Annotated in this window: 15 protein-coding genes and 2 pseudogenes; 15 read left to right on the top strand and 2 right to left on the bottom strand. The window is 62.1% G+C overall.

Features of this window, described 5'->3' with window-relative positions:
* Window positions 1–31 precede the first annotated feature (31 nt).
* The 5 genes from AC1DQM_RS25610 to panB are packed head-to-tail and all read left to right on the top strand — an operon-like array spanning window position 32 to window position 6,122.
* A complete protein-coding gene (locus AC1DQM_RS25610; protein ID WP_064616174.1) occupies window positions 32–1,270 on the top strand; it encodes an ATP-grasp domain-containing protein in 1,239 nt (412 codons plus the stop codon).
* Complete coding sequence (locus AC1DQM_RS25605) at window positions 1,267–2,763, top strand: hypothetical protein (RefSeq protein ID WP_477747026.1); 1,497 nt, start codon at window positions 1,267–1,269, stop codon at window positions 2,761–2,763. Before AC1DQM_RS25610 ends, AC1DQM_RS25605 begins: the two co-directional genes overlap by 4 nt.
* A 3-nt stretch (window positions 2,764–2,766) precedes the next feature.
* Window positions 2,767–4,023 (top strand): methylaspartate mutase, encoded by a 1,257-nt coding sequence (locus AC1DQM_RS25600; RefSeq protein ID WP_082920821.1) that lies wholly within the window; start codon window positions 2,767–2,769, stop codon window positions 4,021–4,023.
* Complete coding sequence (locus AC1DQM_RS25595) at window positions 4,004–5,257, top strand: ATP-grasp domain-containing protein (RefSeq protein WP_018929557.1); 1,254 nt, start codon at window positions 4,004–4,006, stop codon at window positions 5,255–5,257. Before AC1DQM_RS25600 ends, AC1DQM_RS25595 begins: the two co-directional genes overlap by 20 nt.
* A gap of 49 nt (window positions 5,258–5,306) precedes the next feature.
* Window positions 5,307–6,122, top strand: a complete 816-nt coding sequence (panB, locus tag AC1DQM_RS25590; protein WP_018929558.1) for a 3-methyl-2-oxobutanoate hydroxymethyltransferase — start codon at window positions 5,307–5,309, stop codon at window positions 6,120–6,122.
* A gap of 6 nt (window positions 6,123–6,128) precedes the next feature.
* Here the strand turns inward: panB and AC1DQM_RS25585 are convergent, their stop codons facing one another.
* Window positions 6,129–7,529, bottom strand: a complete 1,401-nt coding sequence (locus tag AC1DQM_RS25585; protein ID WP_018929559.1) for an aminotransferase-like domain-containing protein — start codon at window positions 7,527–7,529, stop codon at window positions 6,129–6,131.
* A 336-nt stretch (window positions 7,530–7,865) separates the two neighbouring features.
* A pseudogene (locus AC1DQM_RS25580) lies at window positions 7,866–8,051 on the bottom strand (DUF933 domain-containing protein); the annotation flags it as partial.
* Between AC1DQM_RS25580 and AC1DQM_RS25575 the strand changes: the two are divergent.
* From AC1DQM_RS25575 to bcsC, 10 genes and pseudogenes are all read left to right on the top strand, one after another.
* A pseudogene (locus tag AC1DQM_RS25575) lies at window positions 8,045–8,365 on the top strand (methyl-accepting chemotaxis protein); the annotation flags it as partial. The pseudogenes AC1DQM_RS25580 and AC1DQM_RS25575 overlap by 7 nt on opposite strands.
* 441 nt (window positions 8,366–8,806) lie before the next feature.
* Complete coding sequence (bcsE, locus tag AC1DQM_RS25570; protein ID WP_204125537.1) at window positions 8,807–10,348, top strand: cellulose biosynthesis protein BcsE; 1,542 nt, start codon at window positions 8,807–8,809, stop codon at window positions 10,346–10,348.
* Complete coding sequence (gene bcsF, locus AC1DQM_RS25565) at window positions 10,345–10,536, top strand: cellulose biosynthesis protein BcsF (RefSeq protein WP_204125536.1); 192 nt, start codon at window positions 10,345–10,347, stop codon at window positions 10,534–10,536. Before bcsE ends, bcsF begins: the two co-directional genes overlap by 4 nt.
* A complete protein-coding gene (gene bcsG, locus AC1DQM_RS25560) occupies window positions 10,523–12,151 on the top strand; it encodes a cellulose biosynthesis protein BcsG (RefSeq protein ID WP_477744026.1) in 1,629 nt (542 codons plus the stop codon). The genes bcsF and bcsG overlap by 14 nt, the downstream gene beginning before the upstream one ends.
* Window positions 12,121–12,363 (top strand): cellulose biosynthesis protein BcsR, encoded by a 243-nt coding sequence (bcsR, locus tag AC1DQM_RS25555; protein ID WP_204125534.1) that lies wholly within the window; start codon window positions 12,121–12,123, stop codon window positions 12,361–12,363. The genes bcsG and bcsR overlap by 31 nt, the downstream gene beginning before the upstream one ends.
* The gene (bcsQ, locus tag AC1DQM_RS25550; protein WP_204125533.1) at window positions 12,360–13,082 is read left to right on the top strand and encodes a cellulose biosynthesis protein BcsQ; all 723 of its coding nucleotides are present in this window, start codon (window positions 12,360–12,362) and stop codon (window positions 13,080–13,082) included. The genes bcsR and bcsQ overlap by 4 nt, the downstream gene beginning before the upstream one ends.
* Window positions 13,079–15,673, top strand: a complete 2,595-nt coding sequence (bcsA, locus tag AC1DQM_RS25545) for a UDP-forming cellulose synthase catalytic subunit (protein ID WP_477744025.1) — start codon at window positions 13,079–13,081, stop codon at window positions 15,671–15,673. The genes bcsQ and bcsA overlap by 4 nt, the downstream gene beginning before the upstream one ends.
* Entirely contained in the window at window positions 15,670–17,952 is a 2,283-nt protein-coding gene (bcsB, locus tag AC1DQM_RS25540; RefSeq protein WP_477747025.1) for a cellulose biosynthesis cyclic di-GMP-binding regulatory protein BcsB, read from the top strand. Before bcsA ends, bcsB begins: the two co-directional genes overlap by 4 nt.
* 4 nt (window positions 17,953–17,956) lie before the next feature.
* Entirely contained in the window at window positions 17,957–19,072 is a 1,116-nt protein-coding gene (bcsZ, locus tag AC1DQM_RS25535) for a cellulose synthase complex periplasmic endoglucanase BcsZ (RefSeq protein ID WP_204125530.1), read from the top strand.
* Window positions 19,060–22,536, top strand: a complete 3,477-nt coding sequence (bcsC, locus tag AC1DQM_RS25530; RefSeq protein ID WP_477747024.1) for a cellulose synthase complex outer membrane protein BcsC — start codon at window positions 19,060–19,062, stop codon at window positions 22,534–22,536. The genes bcsZ and bcsC overlap by 13 nt, the downstream gene beginning before the upstream one ends.
* Window positions 22,537–22,654 lie beyond the last annotated feature (118 nt).

Here is a 22,654-nt window from a genome sequence, read left to right as displayed (position 1 = left end):
CCAGCCCTCTTTTTTTCACAGGATCGAATCGATGCATATCGTTATCGTCAATCGCTGGCCGCGTTTCCAGGACCCAAGTCGCTGGGACAATGAACTGACCCGCTACGAAGAGTTCTTCGATCATCAGCGACATCGGATCAGCTATGTGGTCGACGGCCTTGGCGCCGAGGGCGTACTGGCCCCCCGGGAGCACATCGCCCATCTGGTACAGGTCGATGACGTCAATCAGTACCCTCAGTTGTTGGCAGGCGTTCAGGAAATCATCGATCGCGTTGGCCCCGTGGACCAATTGATCGCGCTGTCGGAGTTCACTCTGGAGATCGCGGCGTGGGTACGACAGACCCTGAACATTCCTGGTCACGGCCTGGAGCAGGTGGCGGTTTACCGCGACAAGGCACGAATGAAAGAAGTCCTCCAGGAACACGGCCTGGCGGTGCCACCGTTCATTCGCTGCAATGACGTGAAACAGGCGCTGGAGTTCGCCGATGTTGTCGGCTATCCAGTGATCGTCAAACCGGTGGATGGCGCCGCCAGCATCGGCGTTGCCAAGGTCGAGGACGCCCAGGCCCTGCGCGTGATACTCAGCGAAGTGGACCTGGGGCGCTATGAAGTCGAGGCCTTCATCCAGGGCCAGACTTATCACATCGACGGTTTCACCGATGACAGCGCCGGGGTGCCTTTCCAGGTGGTGTCGCGCTATATCAACAGCTGCCTGGATTTCGCCAACGCCAAACCGCTGGGTTCAGTGATCCTCCAGTCTTCGGAGTTGCGCACCCGGATCGAAGTCTTCAGCGAGTCCTGCCTGCGGGCATTGGACCTGCGCAACAGCGCCTTTCACCTGGAGATATTCGTCGAGGCGGATGGCTCGCTAGTGTTCCTTGAAGTGGGAGCCCGGGTGGGCGGCGCCGAAGTGCCACATCTGATCAACAAAGTCTTCGGCGTGAACCTCTATGAGCATTGGCTCAAAGGCCTGGCCGGTGAGCGCGTGCCCTTGCCGACGATCCAGGCGGATCCCAGCGGTGGCTGGCTGGTCGTCCCCAAACCGGCACAACTGCCATGCCGGGTAATCGAGGCGCAAACGCTGCGCCCGCACCTGAACTCGCTCTGGCGAGAACTGCTGCCCCGGCCCGGACAGATCCTTGAAGCCGGCGGCAGCTACGACGCCCTGCACAGCGGTCGCTTCATTTTCACCGACGCGAGCGAAATGGATATCGAGAGCGACATCCAGCACGCGATCAAGAACTTTCACTTCCAGGCCGAACCGATATGAACATTGCCATTACCTCTGAAATGGCCGACGCCCCCTTGCTCGGCGAGTTGAATCGCTACCTCAGTGCGGTGGACCGACGTGCCGTCGCCACCCTGGGGGAACGGTTGGTCGATGCCGCTGGCGGTGTTGACGGGCTCGCGGACTACAAGCTGATGGTGGCCTATGGCGGCGGCAAGGACAGTTCCTACACCGTATCGCTGATCCGCGCCGTGCAACTGCACCTGAACGTACTGCATGGCCGCACCTTCTTCTTGCGCATTGCCAATATGCGTCACGCCGGGGTCCCGGATGCGGTCATGGCGAACATCGACCGGGTCTATCGGGCCCTGCACCTGTATGACGATCCTCGGGTCGAGATGCTGGTGGTCGATCACCAGCAGATTCGCCCGTTCGAACGTCACTTGCCATTCCCCGAGCAGGTGCGCGCGATGAACCGCTTCGATGTGCTGATGAACGGCCATCGTACCGCTGGCGACGGCCGCCCGACGTTCTGTAACAGTTGCAACCTGGCGGTCGCCGACTTCTACGGGCGTGCGGCCTGGTGGCAAGGCGGTGTCGACGCGGTGGTCACGGGTGATTCGCGCAAGGAACAGAAGCATTACTTCACTTGGATCATGCGCCTGGCCCAACGTTTGGGGCTGAACGTCGACGAGTGTCGGCGCCAGGGATTTCGCGGCCTGCTCCAGGCCCTTGATGGGGTGGCCCAGGTGTATTTCGTCGAACTGTTCGGTGAGGGCTTCGACGAACAGCGGGCTGAACGTCGGGTGGCCAGCGGCAGCGAAAGCGCCGACCCGGACTTCATCAGCATCTACGACCTGGTGAGCTACCGGGTGGAAGACCACTGGGAGTTGATTACCGAGTTTCTCGATTTCCGCTTCGAAGAACTGGCGTTCAGTTTCACTGAATCAGACTGCGCCAACCCCATGCTGATGGCGCACTTTCGCGGGCTCAAGGCGCAGTACGTACAGGGTCGTCACTACCATGACGGTATCAGCGAATACCTGGAGCTGGCCCAGGGCTTGATGCGCAAAAAGGAAATGCCCCAGCGCCTGATCGACCTGGCACTGTCGGCCTACGCCGGGGCCGAAGGCAAGGACGCTCGTCGGGCGCTGGCGAACCGTTTCGCCAACGAGGCGTTCGGGCTCGACGAGATACAACTGACTTGTCTGCAGTTCGCGCCCTTCGTCGAGCGTGGCCGCGAGCTGTCGAGCTTCATCACGACCTGTCACCCTGAGCGCCTGGCAGATCTGGAGGACCTTCACGGCGTCCTGGCCGGTAGTCGCCAGGACAGCGCTCTGAGCCTGTGGCTGAACCAGGTCAGCGGCTTGCCGTTGCCGGCGCTACGTAGTCTGTACGCCCATCAACAGATCGATTTCGATAGCGACAGCAGCCTGATTGCCCGGGTTCGCGCCGGTGATCCGCATAAGGGCCGGATAACCCGTTTCGACCCGGCCACGGGTGAAAACGTGGTTGAACTGGTGTCGGGGCGCTAAGTGATGGACATGACAGGAGGTCATTTCCAGCGCTTCATCGAGCAGGCCCGGGAACGGCGCGAACTGGTGGTGCAACCACGCATGGGCTTCGGCGGACTGGCGCCGATGCGCGCCGGGTTGGCTGCAGTGGCCGGGTTGCCTTGCGCCACCATCGGAACCATCACCCTGGACAGCTACACCCGGGTCGGTGATTACCAGAGCGCGCTGCAGTGCCTGAACAGCGACAGCCCACTGAACGGTTTCCCGATCATCAGCCATCCGCTGGAAGCGGTGCGTGGCATGCTCGATGGGCTCTACGGCCCGTCGTTCCCGATCCAGGTCCGCCATGGCACCGCCCAACCGCAGCATGTTTTCAAGCGGTTGGCGGCCCTCGGACTCGACGCCACCGAAGGCGGCCCGGTGTCCTACTGCATGCCTTACAGCCGTTTGCCGCTGGCGCGGGCAGTCGAGGCTTGGGCGCAAAGTTGTCAGTTGCTGGCCGATGCCACTGCCCATGGTCATATCGAGAGCTTCGGCGGTTGTTTGCTGGGTCAGCTGTGCCCGCCGTCAATGCTGATCGCGATGACCTTGCTCGAGGCTTTGTTCTTTCGCCAGCAGGGCATTCGCAGCGTCTCGTTAAGCTACGCCCAAGGCACGTCCATGGCCCAGGATTTCGGAGCTTTGCAGGCCCTGCGCGAACTGGCTGCCGACTATCTGGACGGCGTCCATTGGCATGTCGTGGTGTATTCCTACATGGGGGTCTTTCCCTCCACCGGTCATGGTGCTCGCCGCCTGATCTATGACAGTGCGCGCCTGACCCAGGCTGCCGGCTGCGAGCGATTGATCGTCAAGACCGTTGCCGAATCCCGGCAGATTCCATCGGTCGCGGACAACCTCGAAGCCCTGGCAATGGCGGCCGAAGCCGCCGCGGGCGACGCACTGGAGATCGACCCGGTCAGTGAAGGCTATCGCCAGGAAGTGTTGTTCGAGGCACGGCAACTGGTGGAAAGCACGCTGGACCTGCACACCGATATTGGCGTCGCGTTACTCCAGGCTTTCGCCCGTGGGCGGCTCGACATTCCCTACTGCCTGCACCCCGACAACCCTGGCCGCGCCACGACCCGCATTGACGACCACGGTGCCTTGCGTTGGGGCAATGTCGGTGGCCTGCCGCTGCCCCAGAGCTGCGGTCTTTCTTCGATCGGACCGGGTATTACCTCGTCCGAATTGTTCCAGATGTTGCATTACACGGTGAACCGTTATGACCAACCCTTGCACTGACTCCACTTTGGCGCCGCTGATTCTGGTCGACGCCTATTCCACCGGCGCTCTGCTGGCCCAGGCTTTGGCGGAGCATCGCCCACTGCTGCATGTGCGTTCACGCAACGACATGCCACCGGCCTTTGCCGCGAGTTGCCCGCAGACACTGTTCCGCGTGCACTACGGCGTACATGAGGAAGGCCTTGAACCGTTGCTGGAAAAGCTCGCGGCCCAGGCGCCAGCGGCGGTGTTGACCGGCAGCGAATTTGGTGTCGAATTGGCGGATTTGCTGGCCGCCCGTCTCGGCCTGCCCGGTAATGATCCCGAATACTCTGCCGCCCGTCGTGACAAATCACTGATGGCCGAACAGGTCGCTGCTGCCGGATTGCCGGTGGCTGCGCAACTGCGTACCGCCTCCAGCGCAGAGGCTCTGGCCTGGTTCCAGGCTCGTGGCGAATCGACGGTGGTGGTCAAGCCACTGGACAGTGCGGGCTCCGATAATGTGTTCATCTGTCACGATGCCGCTCAACTGCATGCGGCCATCGACTGCATTCTCGGCGCTACTAACCTGATGATGCGCAGCAACCGGGCGCTGTTGTTGCAGGAATACCTGGAGGGCGACGAGTACGTTATCAACAGTGTCAGTCATCAGGGCGAGCACTGGATCACTGATGTCTGGAAATGCACCAAGACGTTGAGCGCCGACGGTCGCAAGATCTATGACCGTGAAGACCTGTTGCCCGCCGATGCGCCGGAGCTTGATGGGCTGATCGATTACGTCGAAGGCGTGCTCGATGCCTTGGCCATCACCCACGGTCCGGCCCATACCGAAGTGATCCTCACGACTCGCGGCCCGCGCCTGCTGGAAACCGGTGCCCGTCTTTCCGGGCTGGCCAACCCACCGGCGCTGCAAGCGGCGACTGGCAACGACCAGGTCGCGCTGACCTGCACCAGCTATCTGGAGCCGGCCCGACTGGCATCGTTTCCCAAGCGCTATCGCTTGCAGCAGCACGCCCGCGGACTAAACCTGATCGCCCGCCATAGCGGCGTCTTCGCCCAACTCGATGTACGCAAGCGCCTGGAGGCTCTGCCGAGCTTTTACAACGCGCGCTTTCGTTTTACCGAAGGTCGCCCAAAAACGCCGACCATCGACCTCAACAGCTCGCCGGGTGCCGTATTCCTTGTGCACCCGAGCGCCGACAGAATCCGCCAGGACCATGAAACCTGGCGTGAATGGGAGAAAGACTGGTTGTAGTGACAGACGCCCCATCCCCGGGGTTTTCAATCATCACAGGAAGACACTTATGAGCGCTCATACCCGTACTAAACGATTGACGGTTCCGCAACTGGTCGCGATGAAGGGCCAACAGAAAATCGTATCCCTTACGGCGTACTCCAGCTCTATTGCCAGGTTGATAGACCCAATCGTCGATTTCATTCTGGTCGGTGACTCTACTGCTATGGTCGGCTATGGTCGGGCCTCGACGCTGAGTATGCAGCTCGAAGAAATCATCGGACACACCCGGGCCGTGGTCGACAGCACGCGCCTGTCTTGCGTCATCGCCGACATGCCTTTCGGCAGCTATCAGGAATCTAACGAACAGGCCTTTCGCAATTGCGCGCAGGTCCTGGCGCGCACCGGTTGCGATGCCGTCAAGCTGGAAGCCAACAAGGCCCTGGCGGGTACCGTCGAGTTTCTGGTGGCACGCGGTATTCCGGTCATGGCCCACGTCGGGCTGATGCCGCAGTTCGTCAATGTCATGGGAGGGTTCAAGGCCCAGGGCCTGACCGCCGAAGCCGGTGCGATGATTGCCGAGGACGCTCGGGCCAACCTCGAAGCCGGCGCCTTCAGTCTGCTGCTCGAGGGGGTGGCCGAAGGCGTGGCCCGGCAAATTACCCTGGATTCGAAAATGCCCACCATCGGCATTGGCGCCTCACCGGCCTGTGACGGCCAGGTGCTGGTGACCGAGGACGTGCTGGGTCTGGGCGGTGAACAGGTGCCGCGCTTCGTCAAGCAGTACGCTGATGTCGGCGCGGTGATTCGCGGCGCTTGTGAGCGTTTTGCCGAAGAGGTGCGCGATGGCCGCTTCCCTGAATCGCGGCATTGCTATGGGCTCTAGGCATAGCTATGGTTCTTCGCTGATAGCCTGGGCCAGTTTCTTCAGGGCCAGGGGAATATCCTTGCTCCAGTCGAGGGTGTAGCTCAGGCGCACGTGATGCCGCCAGGCCCCCTGCTGGCTGAATATTTCCCCGGGGGCGATAACGATGCGCTGGGCCAGCAAGCGCTCGAACACCCGCCGCATGTCCACCGAGTGTCTGGCCTCGAGCCAGAAGGTCGCTCCGCCTTGCGGGGCGACAACCCGTAACTGGCCATCGCCGTGCGCCTCCAGCAAGGCCTCCATCCGTTTCATCCGGTCCAGCAGCATGGCCCGCAGCACCATTAGATGCTGGTCGATGCGTTTGGAGCTGAAGAGTTTGGCGATCGCTTTCTGACGGATCGGCGACAGACGAAATGCCCGTTCCAGAAATAGCCGATGCAACTGAGGCCCGTGTCGGCGACACAGTACATAACCATAGGGCGCTTCCGAGCCGATGATCTTGTCGAAGGTTGAGAACACCAGCAGCTTTTCCGGATCGGCAAAATCGCGATAGCGCGCGGGTTTGGGAGAGAAATAGAACTCGCCATAGCTGTCGTTTTCGAACAGCCAGACATCCCGCTCCGCCAGCCAGCGACAGATTTGCTGTTTATCCTGCGCCGGCATCAGCTTGCCTTGGGGAATATTCACGGTCGACGACAGCACCGCCAGCCGAATGGGCTCACGCCTGAGCAACTCACTGAGCGTGGACAGATCGAAGCGTCCATCCTCGCCGAGCGGGACTTCGATCACGCGAATCTTTGCTGCCTGCAGCTGACGCAGGATCGCCCATGAGCAAGGCGACTCCACCAGCGCCACAGTGCCCCCCAGATTCAAGGCGCTGAGGGACAATTCCAGCACACTGCGCAGGTCCGAGCCGATAAACACGTGCTCGGCCTGCCAGTAGCTGTGAGTGGAACGGGTGTAGCGGTCGGCCAGGGCGCCGCGTAACTCGGGCTCGCCGAACGGCTGATAGAGTGGCGCATGGGAGCGCGGGTATTGCCGGGCCAGTTCGCGCTCCATCATCAACAACGGGTTTTCCAGCGACAACAACATCGCCGGCGCGTCGCTGCTAAGGGCCAGCATCCCCGGCTGGCGCGCGTTGGAGAATACGCTGTCCAGCAGATTGGGCGAGCCCTCGTTCAATAAGGGGGCCGGCATCGCCTTGGTGAAATAACCGAACTTGGGTTTGGCATAGATCCGTCCCTCGTCTTCGAGAAGCGAATAGGCGTACTTGGTCGTCGACACCGACACATTCAGGCGCCGGGCCAGTTGCCGCAAGGACGGCAATTTCTGTTCACGTTCCGAATTGGCGGTTTCGATCAGCTCGACCAGATAGCGGTACACCGCCTGATAGGCGAAAGAGGCGTCTTTGGTTGTAACCAGGCTCACTTGTTGAAATTCCTGTGTGCCCACTGCACGAAAACGCTGGCGACCTGAAGCGGCAAGCCTGAGGTATGTTTTTCCAGGTGTTCTCCGGCGATGATCTGGGACCTGATGGCAATGCCATCAAGCAAAACCAGGAGACACTCGAAAGGAAATGGCATGCTCTTCATCCCTGTAGTGATTGCCAATAAAACTATTCTTGCATAACTGGGCAGCGTTCCCGCGTTACCGGACAGGCTACGGATGGAGGAGGGGGGGGGCCAATATGCAAAATCCCCGTATCAGCGAGTGATTACGGGGATTTTGTGTCTATCGAGGTCCGTGGAAAACCACGGTTCCTCTTTACACATTGAAGCGGAAGTGCATCACGTCGCCATCCTTGACGATGTATTCCTTGCCTTCCAGACGCCATTTACCAGCTTCCTTGGCACCGGCTTCACCCTTGAACTGGATGAAGTCGTTGTAGGCGATGACTTCGGCGCGGATGAAGCCTTTCTCTAAGTCGGTGTGGATCACGCCAGCAGCTTGCTGCCGCCCTGATCGCCGACTCCTCGAACAAGACCCAGCGCGGCATGATCATCGCAGGCCGGACAGCCGAGTCGCTCAAGAACATTGTCAATGGCACCAGCGCGGTGTCCAGCCTGGTGTCGCTGATCTACCAGGCTTCCAGCGAGCAGGCGTCAGGTTTGCAACAGGCCAGCGTCGGGCTTGAGCAGATCGATGAAGTCACCCAGAAGAACCATTCCAGCTCGCAGGAATGTGCGCTGGCGGCCCGCGACCTTTCGGAGCGGGTATCGCTGATGCAGCGGGTGTTGGGGCGTTTCAAGGTCAAGAGGGCCTAGCCACAAAGCCCCGTCGGGCAACGAGGCTGCGGGTCCGGCCTCGTTCCTCAAGTGCGGGGTGCCAATAAAATGGCGATTACCGTTCATCTGAAATGGTTTTTGCCTACCGTTAACGGGTTATTGACACTTCTCGCCCGGCGTCATGATAATTGCGCGCCATTTCCGGGCGCAGGAGCGTCCGGAAGGGTGATCGGTGAATGATCGGTGATGAACGGCGGAAAAGTGATTTCTCATTTTCTTCCAACGGCACTATCCCGCATTTAAAGCTTCCAGCCCCGAGTTTCAGGGTTCGGCCCAGCCAATTTCGCTGACTTAACAGTCTCCCCCTGAGCCTGGCTCGGGGCGCTTGTGTACGTCATTAGAAAAAGTCCCTCGCGAGCAGGCGTCGAGGGGCCGATCACGCTCGTGTTGTATCCGGTTCAAAGGGAAAGGGAGTTGCATTTGAGTCAGGTCACCTTAGCCATCCGCGATCTGCGTGATGAGCAGATATTGTTGCGCGAGGGCGGTTTTTATTGGGTGGCTGTGGATCAGGCGCGCGATGCGGCGACGCTGGCAGCCCAGTGCCTGGCAGCGATGCCGGCCGATGCGCGAGCGATGCTGGTGTGTTGCGGGCATTCAAGTCGGGACGTCGCCCAGAAGATGGCGGCCTATGCCGGCCCCGGCGAGCTGAAGCTGTTCGACATCAACGAAGCCGACGTCGGCCGGGCCCTCAAGTCGCTGGTCGGCGAGCTGACCCGTGCAGCGCCGGTGGCCGGCAGTGCCATTGTGCTGATGCTGCCCACCAGCGCCTGGCAGAGCGAAGTCGCGCCAGGGCTGCGGCACTGTTGCCAGGCCCTGGGGCAATGGTTGGGGCGACGCCAATGCACTTTGCTGATGATCGGTCACGGCCAGGCGCCTCAATTGCATGAGCGTCTGTTGCGGCTCAACGAGACCATTTCAGGGCTTGCCCAGCTCTATCGCCGTGACGGCGGTATTCATTACCAACTGCACTATTGGCACAGCGAGCTGGGCGTGTGCAGTGGGCAGGCGTTCGAGCTGGAGTTGCGCGTGGACGGTTTTGCGCTGTCGGCCAATGAGCAGAGCGGCGCGCAACTCACCCACACCGACGATCAGCGCATCTACCTGACCCAGCGTGCCGTGCTCGAAGGCGCACCGCCGTTGTCGGATCAGTGGAGGCTGTTCGAGAACCGCGAGGACTTGCTCCAACAAGCGAGCCGCGCCCGCGCCGCCAGCATCATCGTCGCCATCGACAGCAACTTGCAGGTCGAGGAATTGGCCCGTCAGATCCATGCCTTGCGCAAGCGCTGCGGTAGCGCGCTGAAAATCATCGTACGTGAAATGGAGCCCTGCCTGCGTTACCGGGACGAGCGTCTGCTGGTGTCCTGTGGGGCCAACATGACGGTGCCTTATGGCACTACGCTGGCGTACTTCTTCAGCATTATCGACAGCGCCCAGGGCCAGACCTGGCGTCACAGTCGTACCACCGACCTCCAGTCGCTGTTCAAACGCCTGCGTCCACCTGCCGAGCGCGGTCTGTTGTTGCCGCGCGAATTCATCAGCACGGTGGAACGCGTCTATGGCGGTGCCTCCGGTGAAATCAGCCACCAGATGCTCAGGCTGACACCGCGCGGTGGCCTGGAGATCGAGCAGTACCTCAATCAGATCGACCTGCGTCGTTTCGGTGATGTCGCCTGCGTGGTCGATGGGGCTTTTTATCTGTTCCTGTTTGCCTGTCGCGCGGATGGGCTGGAGCCGGCATTGGAGAATATCTGCCGGCTGGCCTGGCGCGATCTGTTCAGCGACATCCAGATTCTCTCCGGCGTCGACGCCTTGCCGCGCGAGGCTTTCCTTGCGCAGGCGTCGCTGCCTTCCAGGCTCCCTCCGGTAGAAGAACGCGGGGCCGCTGGCGCTGCCGACGTCGCCGAGTGTGGCGCTTATTCTCCTGAACGCATCACGCTTGCCATTGCGGGGCATTGTCCATGAGTTATTCCGAACTGCTTCAGGTAATCGGCCTTAGCAGCCTGTTGACCCTGGCGCTGATCCTGGTGCTGGCCAGGGTGGGGCGCCATCTTCTCGATGTTGTGCAGGGCTTCTTGCCCCCGCGTTACCTGAAATCCGGTGGGGTGCGGCGCCGCGCCCCAGCCCGGAGTGAGCCCCATGAATCGGTCTGAAGTCGCTTATCCAACGCCAGTGCCCGTCTGGCCGGGCCTGGGGGCGTGGAACCTGTACTTCATCCTCAAGTTTGCACTGCTGTGGGCGGGCTACCTGAACCTGCAGGTATGGCCCAACCTGGTGTTCGCGGCTGCCTTGCTGCTGCCGTTGCCGTACCGTTATCTGCGTTACCTGCGCACGTTCATTGCAATCCCGGTGGGCGTTGCGCTGTTTTACCAGGACACCTGGCTGCCCCCCTTCAGCCGCCTGCTCGACCAGCCAGGGGTGCTGAATTTCAGCGGTGCCTACGTGGTCGAGTTGGCTGGCCGTTTCATCGACTGGAACCTGTGTGCACTGCTGGCCGTACTGGTGGTGATCTATGCCTTTGCCCGTCACTGGCTGCGCCTGACTACCCTGAGTGTGCTAGGGCTGGCCTGGCTGGCCAGCGCCAATGTGCTGGCCCTGCATGCGCGCAGCGAACCGGCCGCAACGTCGACCAGCGACGCCCCCGTGGCGGCAGCGAGCTCCGCCGAGCCGGACAGCGCGACGCTTGAGGCGTACCTGCAGAAGTTCTACAGCACCGAAGCCGGGCGTCAGGTGGAGTTCATGCCGTCGACCTCTGCCGCGCAGCCGTTCGACCTGTTGCTGATCAATATCTGCTCCATGGCCTGGGATGATCTGGAAGCCGTGGGCCTGCGCGATAACGCACTCTTTCAGCAAATGGACGTGATTTTCGACAGCTTCAACTCGGCCACCGCCTACAGTGGCCCGGCTGCCATCCGTTTGTTGCGCGCTAGCTGCGGGCAGGTCCCCCACATGCAGCTCTACGGCACTGCGCCACCGCAGTGCATGTTGATGGCCGACCTGAGCAAGCTGGGCTTTGCCAGCGAAGTGATGCTCAACCACACCGGCCAGTTCGAAGGTTTTCTTGACGAAGTCCGTGCCCAGGGCTCGTTGCCGGGGCCTGCTGTGAATACCAGCAAACTGCCCCGTGCATTGGTGGGCTTCGACGGTTCGCCGATCCTGCGCGATTCGCAGGTCCTGGACACTTGGTGGAAGCACCGTGAAGCCGGGACGAACGAGCGCGTGGCACTGTTCTACAACACCACCACGCTGCATGACGGCAACCGTGCGCTGACCCCCGATGGCGGCACCAAGAGCGCCGATTACAAACCGCGTGCCCAGGGGCTGATCGATGACCTCAGTGGCTTCATCAAGCAACTGGAGTCGACTGGCCGGCGGGTGGTCGTGGTGATCGTACCGGAGCATGGTGCGGCGCTGCATGGCGATCGCATGCAGATCTCCGGCATGCGCGAGATCCCAAGCCGGTCCATCACCCACGTGCCGGTCGGTATCAAGTTGGTGGGCATGGGGCGCAACGCCAATTCCGCTCCACTGCACATCGCCGAGCCGAGCAGTTTCCTGGCCCTGTCGGAAATTATCAGCCGTCTCTACACCGCCCAGCCCCAGGGCGATGGCCAGGGTCCCGACTGGCCGGCCCTGCTGAGCAACCTGCCGCAGACGGCGGCAGTTTCCGAGAACGCTGGCACCGTGGTCGTCGACTACGCCGGAAAACCTTACGTACGAATCAAGGAGAAAGGTGGATGGCTGCCCTACCCACAGCGCTTCAAGTGAAAGCCAGGGCGCAGTCGCGTGCGGATCGTGCCGACGACATCGCCCGTTTGAAACTGGAGATCGAGCTGCCCGAACTGGACTACGTGGACATTTCGGCGCAGATCGAATTGCAGAAGGCCCTGCATCGCTGGCCACTGCTGGGAGAGGTGGAGCGCCTGCGAACGGCGGTCCTGGTACCGACACGAAAGTCTGAGCAGGAGGCGCTGTCGTGACAGCTCTGAGCCTGCGAGGTCTGCGCGGGGGCGTTGGCACCAGCGCGTTGGTGGCGGCCATTGCCCATGCATTGCATCGTCTTGGCGAGCGCGTACTGCTGGTCGACATGTGTCCGCAGAACCTGCTTCGCCTGCATTTCAATGTCCGGGTCAGCGAGCGCAGCGGCTGGGCGCGCGCCATGATCGACGGGGAGGATTGGTACACCCAGGCCTGGACCGTGCAGCCGGGATTGGACGTGCTGCCTTATGGCCGCCTGAAACTGGCCGAGCAGGAGCAGGTCGAGCAAAACCTGCGCAAGACGCCGGAGCTGTGGCTTCACCGACAGGCCAGTCTCGCCGAGCGCTTTGACTGGATTCTGTTCGATGTACCGCTGCGCCTGCCCGGTCATTCCCGTGTCGGGCCTTGTGCGTTGCGCCTGCAGGTTGTCGAGGCGGATGCCGCCTGCCATGTGCTGTTGCAGCAGGAAGAAGACCCTAGCGAGTATCTGCTGATCAACCGCTTCGACCCGGTCAGTCAATTGCAGCGCGACCTGCAACTGATCTGGCGCAAACAATATGGCGACCGGCTGTTGCCACTCAACGTGCATCGGGATGAAGCCATGCACGAAGCCCTGGCCTTCAAGAAGCCGGTGGGGGCTTATGCCCAGGCCAGCCTGGCGGCCCAGGACGTGTTGAGCCTGGCCACCTGGTGCCTGGCTCGACGCCTGGAGGCCGTATGATTGCCCGCATTTTCCCGTTTGCCCGCTTGTATCGGCGCTATGACAGTGGCTTGCCGGTTGCGCTGCTGCTGGCGACATTGAACGCCTTGGCGTGGATGTTCTTTCGTCTGGAGTCGCCGAGCTGGCGCTATGTGCTCGATCAGCCAAAGCGCTGGTATCCGCAACTGGCCCATCGGTCACCGAGGCTGGGCGACCCGCTGCGTTATGCCGTGCAAAGTCTCTGGCTGCTGCTGGTTCGCCCGGTACCGCGGCGGGCCAGGAGACTGGCGTCCCCCGATTGGCTCAAGGCCCTCGGGAGGCGATATCTGCGCCTGGGGGCGTGGATGGGGGAGGCGCTGGAAAGCGCACCCCGGCGCGCCTGGACCAACCAGCAGATTCGCCAGGGCAGCCATTGGTGGAAGGGGCTGGACCGTCGCAACCAGCGGCTGATCAACGTGGCCCTTGGGGCCGTCGCCTTCATGTTGATGTTGTTGTGCATCACCGAGCCTTTCGGCTACCTCGCCCAATTGGTCTTAGTCCTGTTGTTGTGGGGCCTGGCCATGCTTGTGCGACGGGTGCCGGGGCGTTTTACGACATTGCTGATGGTGGTCTTGTCGGTCATCGTCTCGTGCCGTTACCTGTGGTGGCGCTACACCTCCACCCTGAATTGGAACCAGCCGCTGGACCTGGCGTGCGGATTGATCCTGCTGGTGGCCGAAACCTATTCGTGGGTGGTGTTGATCCTCGGTTACATCCAGACCTGCTGGCCTTTGGGCCGCAAGCCGGCGCCGCTGCCACGCGACACGCGGCTGTGGCCCAGCGTCGACTTGTTGATCCCGACCTACAACGAAGATCTGTCCATCGTGCGGGGCACGGTGTATGCGGCCATGGGCATCGACTGGCCGGCCGACAAACTGAACATCTACATTCTCGACGACGGCAAGCGCGAGAGTTTCCGCCAGTTCGCCGCGCAAGTCGGTGTCGGCTACATCACCCGCAACGACAATCGTCACGCCAAGGCCGGTAACCTCAACCACGCGCTGACGTTGCTCGACAGCGAGCTGATCGCCATTTTCGACTGCGACCATGTGCCCGTGCGCTCATTCCTGCAAATGACCACTGGCGGTTTCTTGCGTGATCCGAAACTGGCGCTGGTGCAGACCCCGCATCACTTCCTGTCGCCAGACCCCTTCGAGCGCAACCTCAATGTGTTCCGCGAGCGCCCCAACGAAGGCGAGCTGTTCTACGGGATGGTCCAGGACGGCAATGACATGTGGAACGCCGCGTTCTTTTGTGGCTCGTGCGCGGTGCTGCGCCGCGCGGCGGTGATCGAGATCGGCGGCTTTGCCGTCGAGACCGTGACCGAGGACGCCCACACAGCGCTGCGCTTGCACCGCAACGGCTGGAACTCGGCCTATATCAAGATCCCTCAGGCGGCGGGCCTGGCCACCGAGAGCCTGTCGGCGCATGTCGGCCAGCGCATTCGCTGGGCCCGAGGCATGGCGCAGATCTTCCGCACCGATAACCCCTTGCTCGGAAAGGGCCTGACCTTCTTCCAGCGCATCTGCTACGCCAACGCGATGATGCATTTCCTGGCCGGTCTGCCGCGCTTGGTGTTCCTCACGGCGCCGCTGGCTTTTCTGTTCCTGCATGCCTACATCATCTACGCGCCGGCGCTGATGATCCTGCTGTACGTGCTGCCGCACATGATCCACGCCAGCCTGACCAACTCGCGAATGCAGGGCGCCTATCGCCAGACGTTCTGGGGCGAGGTGTACGAGACCGTGCTGGCCTGGTACATCGCACGCCCCACCACGGTGGCACTGTTGAACCCCAGCAAGGGCAAGTTCAACGTGACCGCCAAGGGCGGCCTGATGGAACGCAACCAGTTCGACTGGAAAATCGCCCAGCCGTACTTGCTGCTGGCGTTGTTGAACGTTGCGGGCCTGGGCTTTGCCGCCTGGCGTCTGGTCTGCGGACCCGACAACGAGATCGCCACCGTGTGGGTGAGCATTCTCTGGGTCATCTACAACCTGCTGATCATCGGAGCCGCCGTGGCGGTGGCCGCTGAAGTGCGCCAGGTTCGCCAGACCCACCGAGTGCACGCCAAGTTGCCCGCTGCGGTGCGCCTGGAGAGTGGTCATTCTTACCCCGGCACATTGCAGGACTATTCGGACGGTGGCGTGGGCATCCAGCTCGACGCTTCGTTGTCGCTGCCGTTGGGCGGGCGTATCTCGCTGATGATGCAGCGCGGCGATCGCGAGTTCCTGTTCCCGGGCCACATCAGCCGCAGCCACAAGAATTTCGTCGGTATCAGTTTCACCGCCCTCAGTACGCAGCAGAAGATCGATTTTGTGCAGTGCACCTTCGCCCGTGCCGACGCCTGGCTCAACTGGGGCGAGAACTTTGCCCCGGATCGTCCGCTGCACAGCTTCGTCGACATCCTCAAGCTTGGCGGCATCGGCTATTACCGCCTTTACGAATACCTGCCTGCCTGGGTCCGTCGCATCGCCCGCCCGCCGCTGCGCCTGTTGCGCGGGGTGTTCAGTTTCCTGCCGCGTATGCCAGCGGCTTCCCCTTTTTCCGATTCCCGATCAGTGAGCGCACTATGAGCGGCTTCTTCAGCAAACACCTTGTTGCCAGTCTGGCGCTCCTGACCATGGATTGCGCCCAGGCAGTCACCGAGCCAACACCTGACATGCCAGCTGCGGTCAGCAGCCTACCGGGCTGGAGCACCGCCTATAGCTTTGAACAGCTGGGGCGTCCTGCCGACAACCTGTTGCTGGGTATCCGTAACAGTGACCAGATCGAATTCAGCCTGCGCCGCGACCGCATCGCCAGCGATGCAAAATTGCAGCTGGAATACACACCGTCGCCTTCGCTGTTGCCCCAGACCTCGCACTTGCGTGTGTATCTCAACGACGTGCTGATGAGCGTTGTACCGATCGAGAAAGACCAGTTGGGCAGGAAGGTCACCCAGTCGGTGGCGTTGGATCCGCGCCTGGTTTCCGATTTCAACCGCGTGCGCCTGGAGTTCGTCGGCCATTACACCGATACCTGCGAAGATCCGGCCAACAGCACGTTATGGTTGAACGTTGGGCGTAGCAGTCAGATCCAGGTGCAGGAGCAGCCTCTGACGCTCAAGAACGACCTGGCCTATTTCCCGATGCCTTTCTTCGACATCCGGGGCCAGGGCAAGCCGGTTGTCAACCTGGTCTTCGCCGACGCGCCGACGCTGGGCGAGCAACGTGCTGCCGGTATCCTGGCATCCTACTTCGGCAGCCAGGCCGGTTGGCGTGGTGCACAGTTCCCTGTGCTGTTCGACCAGTTGCCGCCCGCCGACGGGCAGAATCGCGCCCCGTCGGCCATTGTCTTCGCGACCAACGATCACCGCCCGTCCTTCCTGGCCGACATGGACACGTACCCGGCCGTGGATGCGCCTGTGGTGCAAATGATCGACAACCCCCAGGACCCTTACAGCAAGGTATTGCTGGTATTGGGCCGCAACGACGATGACCTGGCTGTGGCCGCCCGTGCCCTGGCCTTGGGCGGGGACCTGTTCCGTGGTTCGCGTGTAACCGTCAACCAGGTCCGGCAGCTCAAGCCCCGGGTGCCTTATGACGCGCCGAATTGGGTGCGTACGGACCGTGCGGTGCGCTTCGCCGAGCTGATCAAATACCCCGAGCAGCTTCAGGCGAATGGCCTGCAGCCACGGCCGATCACCGTGGACGTGAATCTGCCGCCCGACCTGTTCGTCTGGCGCAGCCAGGGAATTGCACTGCAAACCCGGTTCCGTTACACGCCACCGTCGGTCAACGACGAATCGCGCCTGGCCGTCAGCCTGAACAACCAGTTCATCACCAGCCTGGCACTGCAAGGCAAGGCCGGCAGCCGTCTGGAGGAGTTGCGCCTGGCGGTGTTGTCCAGCGAATCGGCTGACCTCAACGAAAAGCTGCTGGTGCCTGGGTTGAAGATTGGCGATCGCAACACCTTGCGTTTCGACTTCAACTTCGCCAGCACCTTCGGCAGCGCCCAGCGCGATCGTTGCCAGACGTCGCTGCCGGTGAACAACCAGGCGGTGATCGATGAAGAATCGACGATCGACCTGACCGGCTACCATCACTACATCGCCATGCCCGACCTGCGCGTCTTTGCCCGCAGCGGTTTTCCGTACAGCCGCATGGCCGACCTGTCGGAAACCCTGGTGATGGTCCCGGCTCGCAGCCTTCCTGTACAACTGAGCACCTTGTTCGAGACCATCGCCGCCATCTCCGCGCGCACTGGGCTGCCGGCGTTCGGCCTGCGCCTCTCGGACAATTGGGACGACGCGAAGGCGGATGTCGACCTGCTCGTATTCGGCGCCATGGCGCCGGGAGTGGGCAATGGGGCCGATGCCAACCTGGTGCTGGACCAGACTCGTGACTGGCTGTTGAAACCTGCCAGTGAGCACAATGGCAAGTCACCCCGGGCCGGCCAGCTCAGCGATGAGCGCGACCAGGGGACCAACCGCGTCGAAGTCAGCGCCCAGGCACCGATCGCTGCCATCGTCGGCCTGCAATCGCCCCATCATGAACAGCGCAGCATTGTGGCCCTACTGGCCAGCGATGAGGCCGATTACCAACTGCTGCGCGACACCTTGGGCGACAGCGGCAAAATGGACGCCGTGGCCGGCTCCGTGACGCTGATCCGCAGCAGCGGCGTTGGCAGCAGTTGGGTGGGCCAGCAGTACTTCGTCGGTCGCCTTCCGTGGTGGCTGCTGCTTTGGTACCAGTTGTCCGAGCACCCGGTCCTGTTGGCGGGCCTGGCCTTCACCAGCGTTCTGCTGACGGCCTTCCTGCTGTGGCGCGCCCTGCGTTGGGCTGCCCGTCGTCGTCTGGCTGGCCAGGAGTGACCGGGTGAAAGCTGTCGTCGCGCGGGTGCTGACCGCAATCTTTGCCATGCCCGGCTTTGCCGGGGCTGCCCAATGCGCCTGGCCGGCCTGGGAGAATTATCGTCAGGCCATGCTCAGCCCGGACGGACGGGTCATCGACCGCTCCTCGGAGGCGTTGATCTCCACGTCTGAAGGACAGAGCTACGGGCTGTTTTTTGCCCTGGTGGGCAACGACCCTGAAAGCTTCGCCAAGATACTGCGCTGGACCCAGGACAACCTGGCGGGCGGGAACTTTGACCGGCAACTTCCGGCATGGTTGTGGGGGCGCGACAAAGAAGGGCGCTGGCAGGTCCTCGATGGCAACAACGCCACCGATGCCGACTTGTTCATCGCCTATAGCCTGCTCGAAGCCGGGCGCCTGTGGCATCGACCGGCTTACCAGGTCTTGGGCCGCAACCTGCTCTGGCGCAGCGCCGCGCAAAGCTTGCGCAAGCTGCCAGGCCTGGGCGTGATGTTGTTGCCCGGCGATGTCGGGTTCGACAGCGCCGGGCAATGGCGCCTGAATGCCAGCTATCTGCCGCCGCAATTGCTGGCGCGCTTCGGCCAGGAGGCATCGGTCTGGCAGGAGTTGGCCAGCAACGCCCGGCGCCTGTTGATCGAAAGCTCGCCCAAGGGCCTGGCGTCCGACTGGCAACGCTGGGAAGCCGGGCAGGGGTGGGTCGTCGACAGCCAGAAGGGCAGTGTCGGCAGCTATGACGCCATCCGCGTCTACCTCTGGACGGGCATGCTGGCCAAGGACGCACCGGGTCGCTTCGCACTGATCGAACATTTCAGGCCCATGGTCAATCTGACCGCGCGCCGGGGCTATGTGCCGGAAGTCGTCGACAGCGCCACCGGCCTCGACAAGGGCACTGGCCCGGTCGGCTTCAGCGCCGCATTGCTGCCCATGCTGGCCGCCAGTCCGGACAGTGCGGCTGCCCTTGCGGCCCAGCGCCAACGCTTGCAACAACAGCCAGCGTTGGCAGATGACTACTACAACCAGTCGTTGGCGCTGTTCGGCCAAGGCTGGGACCAACAACGTTATCGCTTCGATAAGGATGGACGCCTCGTGCCAGATTGGACGGCTGCATGCGCAAAGTAAACGGTTTTGGGCTGTTGTTGAGCAGCATTTACGGCGTCGCCCTGGCTCAGCCTTTCAGTCCGCCCGACCAGCAGCAATGGCTGTTGGAGCAGATCCGCGTGGGAGAGGCGCTGCATCGCGAAGACCTGGTGCGTGACTCGCTGGCACGCCTGGAACTGATCGCTCCGGACGATCCACAGGTGAAAGTCATCGAGGTCCGCCAGGCGCTGCTGCAACAGAATCGCTCGCAAGCCGAGCGCCTGGTTGCCCAACTGCGCCAGCAGGTGCCTGGCACGGCGCTGTTGCGTCAAGCCGAGAGCTTGCTGAAAATGCACAGTGCCGAGGGCCAGAAGGCTTTGCAAGAAGCGCATTTGCTGGTCATCGCCGGCCGTTCTGAAGACGCCGCCCAGGCCTATCGGCAATTGTTCGGCGATGACATGCCGGACTTTGCCATCACCCTGGAATACCTGAGCGTGCGCAGCGGCATCAAGGGGCAGCGCCCGCGCGTGATCGAGCAACTGCGCGAGTTGGATCAGCAGTACCCCGGCAATGCCTCGTTGCGCCAGACCCTGGCTGGCCTGCTGTTTGCCGAGAAACGCGACGCTGAGGCGCTGGACGTCTTGCATCAATTGGCCCGCGATCCTGGCACCAGCAACAACGCCGCTGAACGCGAATACAATTATTTGCTTAAACAGCCGATAGGGCCCGAAACCGCGCAGGCTTGGCGGACGTTCCTGGCGTTCTACCCCTACACCAGCTTTCGCGCCGACGCGACCCGGCAGTTGCAAGAACAGGAGCAATACCTGGCTGATCCGGCCTGGCAAGCGGGTGTCAAAGGCAAGGCATTGATCGAGGCCGGCGACAACGTCGGTGCCGAAGCTCAGTTGCGCCGGGCGCTCAAGCGTTATCCGCAAGACTCCAACCTGCTTGGTTCCCTGGGGATTTCGCTGATGCGCCAGAACCGGCACGAAGCGGCATACAACGCGTTTGTCCGTGCCTCGGCCATCGAGCAGGACACCGACTGGATGACCAAGTGGCAGGACCTCAAGACCATTAACTACCAGTGGATGTTGTTGCAAAAGGCCGATGAAGCGCTGGAGCGCAAGGACTACCCCGTCGCGAAAAAATTCTATCAGCAGGCGCGCAAAACCCAGCCGAAGGATCCTGCGCCGCTGATCGGCCTGTCCTATGTTGCCCGGGGCGAATCCGATGACATCACCGCCGAAGCCTTGTTGGTGCAAGCGCGCAAGCTTGATCCGAACAACGCGAGTGTGGTGCGTGCCATGGTCCGCCTGTTCCAATCGCAATCACCGGAGAAGGCCGAGCGCTACCTCGACAGCCTGGCGCCCAAGGAACGCGAGGGGTTCCAGAGCGTGCGCCGGGGCCTGACGCTGGAGCGCCTCAATACCCAGGCCGATGGCGCCGCTCGACGCGGCGATTGGCCCCTGGTGGCGACGATCTTGAACGAGGCCCGAGTACTGGACCCGGACAATCCCTGGCTGGTGTACCGCCTGGCCAATGCCCAGCGGGAACTGGGCATTGAGGCCGAGGCCCATCAAAACTTCAACCTGCTGCTGCAACGCCAGGGCCAGGACACCGAGGCGCGCTATGCCCACGGCCTGTTCCTGGCCAATGGTGGGCGTGACGGCGAAGCCATGGACAGCCTGCGACAGATCCCCCGCGCCGTCTGGAACGACAACATGAACGCGCTGTGGGCCAGCCTGCAGCGTCGCCAACTGCTCACCAAGGCTCGGACACTGCATGATGAAGGACGTGAGGCCGAGGCAGAATTGCTGCTGATGGAAGCGCCGACCCCTGACGACTACCTGACCCTGGCTGACTGGGCCCGGCAGCGTGGCGATCTGGTACGGGCCGAGAGTCGCTACCGCAAGCTGCTGGCCAGCGAGCCGAAAAATGCCGAAGCGCAACTGGGCCTGGGCGAAGTGCTGATCGAACGCGGTCGTCCGAACGCGGCCAAGGCCAGCCTGATGGCAGTGACCATGCCAGTACCGGCCCAGGCATCGTTCCAGCGCCGCCTGGCCAGTGCCTGGGCGAGGCTGGGTGACAAGGCACGTGCCAACGCGCTGTTCGAGGAGTTGCTCAAGACCCCGCAAAGTGATCCGCTGGTGCATCGGGACGCGGCGCGCCTGTTGTCTTGGCAGGCACCGCAACTCGCGCTGGATCATTACGCGCGCAGCATGGGCGCAGCCGGGATGATCGAACCGCAACAGGTCGAACCGCGTGACAACCGCGCCATGACCCGGGCGAGTCGTGCCAGGGACAGCGATGACTGGCTGCAGCGCAGCATCCGCAGCGACGTCGACGAGCTGTATCAGCAGCAGAACCCGACGGTGAACCTCTACCACGACATTGCCTGGCGCACCGACAACAGCGCATCGGGCATCTCGGACCTGACCACCCAGACCACCGTCCTGCGCATCGACGCACCCGTGGCGCAGGGGCAGGGTTTCGTCCAGGCCGAAGAGATCAACCTGGATGTCAGCCGTTTCTCCAGTACCGACCAGTTCGGCTTGTGCGCGGTGGTGCAGGGGGGATGTGCCGGCGGTTCACAAAGCGTGCGCGGCACGCTGCTGGGCGTGGGCTGGCATGATGACCGTTGGGCTTTTGACCTTGGTCATACGCCGCAGGAGTTCACGGTGTCGAACTGGGTGGGCGGGGGAACCTACAGCGGTGACTGGAATGACGTGGGTTATCGCCTGACGGCATCGCGGCGACCGTTGACCAATTCGCTGGTGTCCTACGCCGGTGCGGTCGATCCGGTCACCGGTACCCACTGGGGCGGTGTCACGGCCAACGGTTTCACCCTCGGCCTGAGCCATGACACAGGCGGCAATGACGGTGTATGGGCGAGCCTGAGCAACCATTGGCTGCTGGGTGAGAACACTGAAAGCAACCAGCGGCGCATGGCCATGGGCGGCTACTATTATCGCCTGGTGGAACGCGCCGACGAGCGCCTGCGCACCGGTCTGACGCTGATGTACATGGGGTACGACAAGGACCTCAGCGAATCGACCCTGGGCCAGGGCGGTTACTACAGTCCGCAGCAATACTATTCGGTCAGCGTGCCGGTGAACTATGCCTGGCGCAACGCTGACTGGTCGGTCCTGCTCGAAAGCGCGGTGGGCTGGTCGTTCGCAAAAATCGACGGCACGGACCTTTACCCCAAAGACAATGGTGAGGCCGACCTGCAAGATATTCTGGCGCAGTCGAACCGGACCATGGTGGACAGCCCATCCTTGACCAAGAGTGGGAGTAGCAGCAACGGCGTCAACTTCCGCATCCAGGGCCTGTTAGAACGGCGTCTTTCCGAGAACCTGGTGCTGGGGACCGGCATCACCTGGCAACACAGCGAAGGCTACGCCCCAAGCCGCGCCTTGCTGTACTTGCGCTACACCTTCGACCCCTGGCTAGGCAACCTGCCGCTGCCGGTGGAGCCAATCTTGCCGTATGCGGATAGGCGCTAGAGCGGCAAGAAAAACGCAAGAGTGACTGGAAACGCGCATTTTTAACTATTTTCAATCATTTTGATTTTTCAACTCTCTCTATAGTCGTTGCTTTCGTTAAATCAAAATGGAGAAGTAG

Source organism: Pseudomonas sp. 01L34, assembly GCF_056400265.1.
The sequence above is the reverse complement of the archived record's forward strand: the minus strand, read 5'-3'. Positions and strand labels throughout refer to the sequence as shown.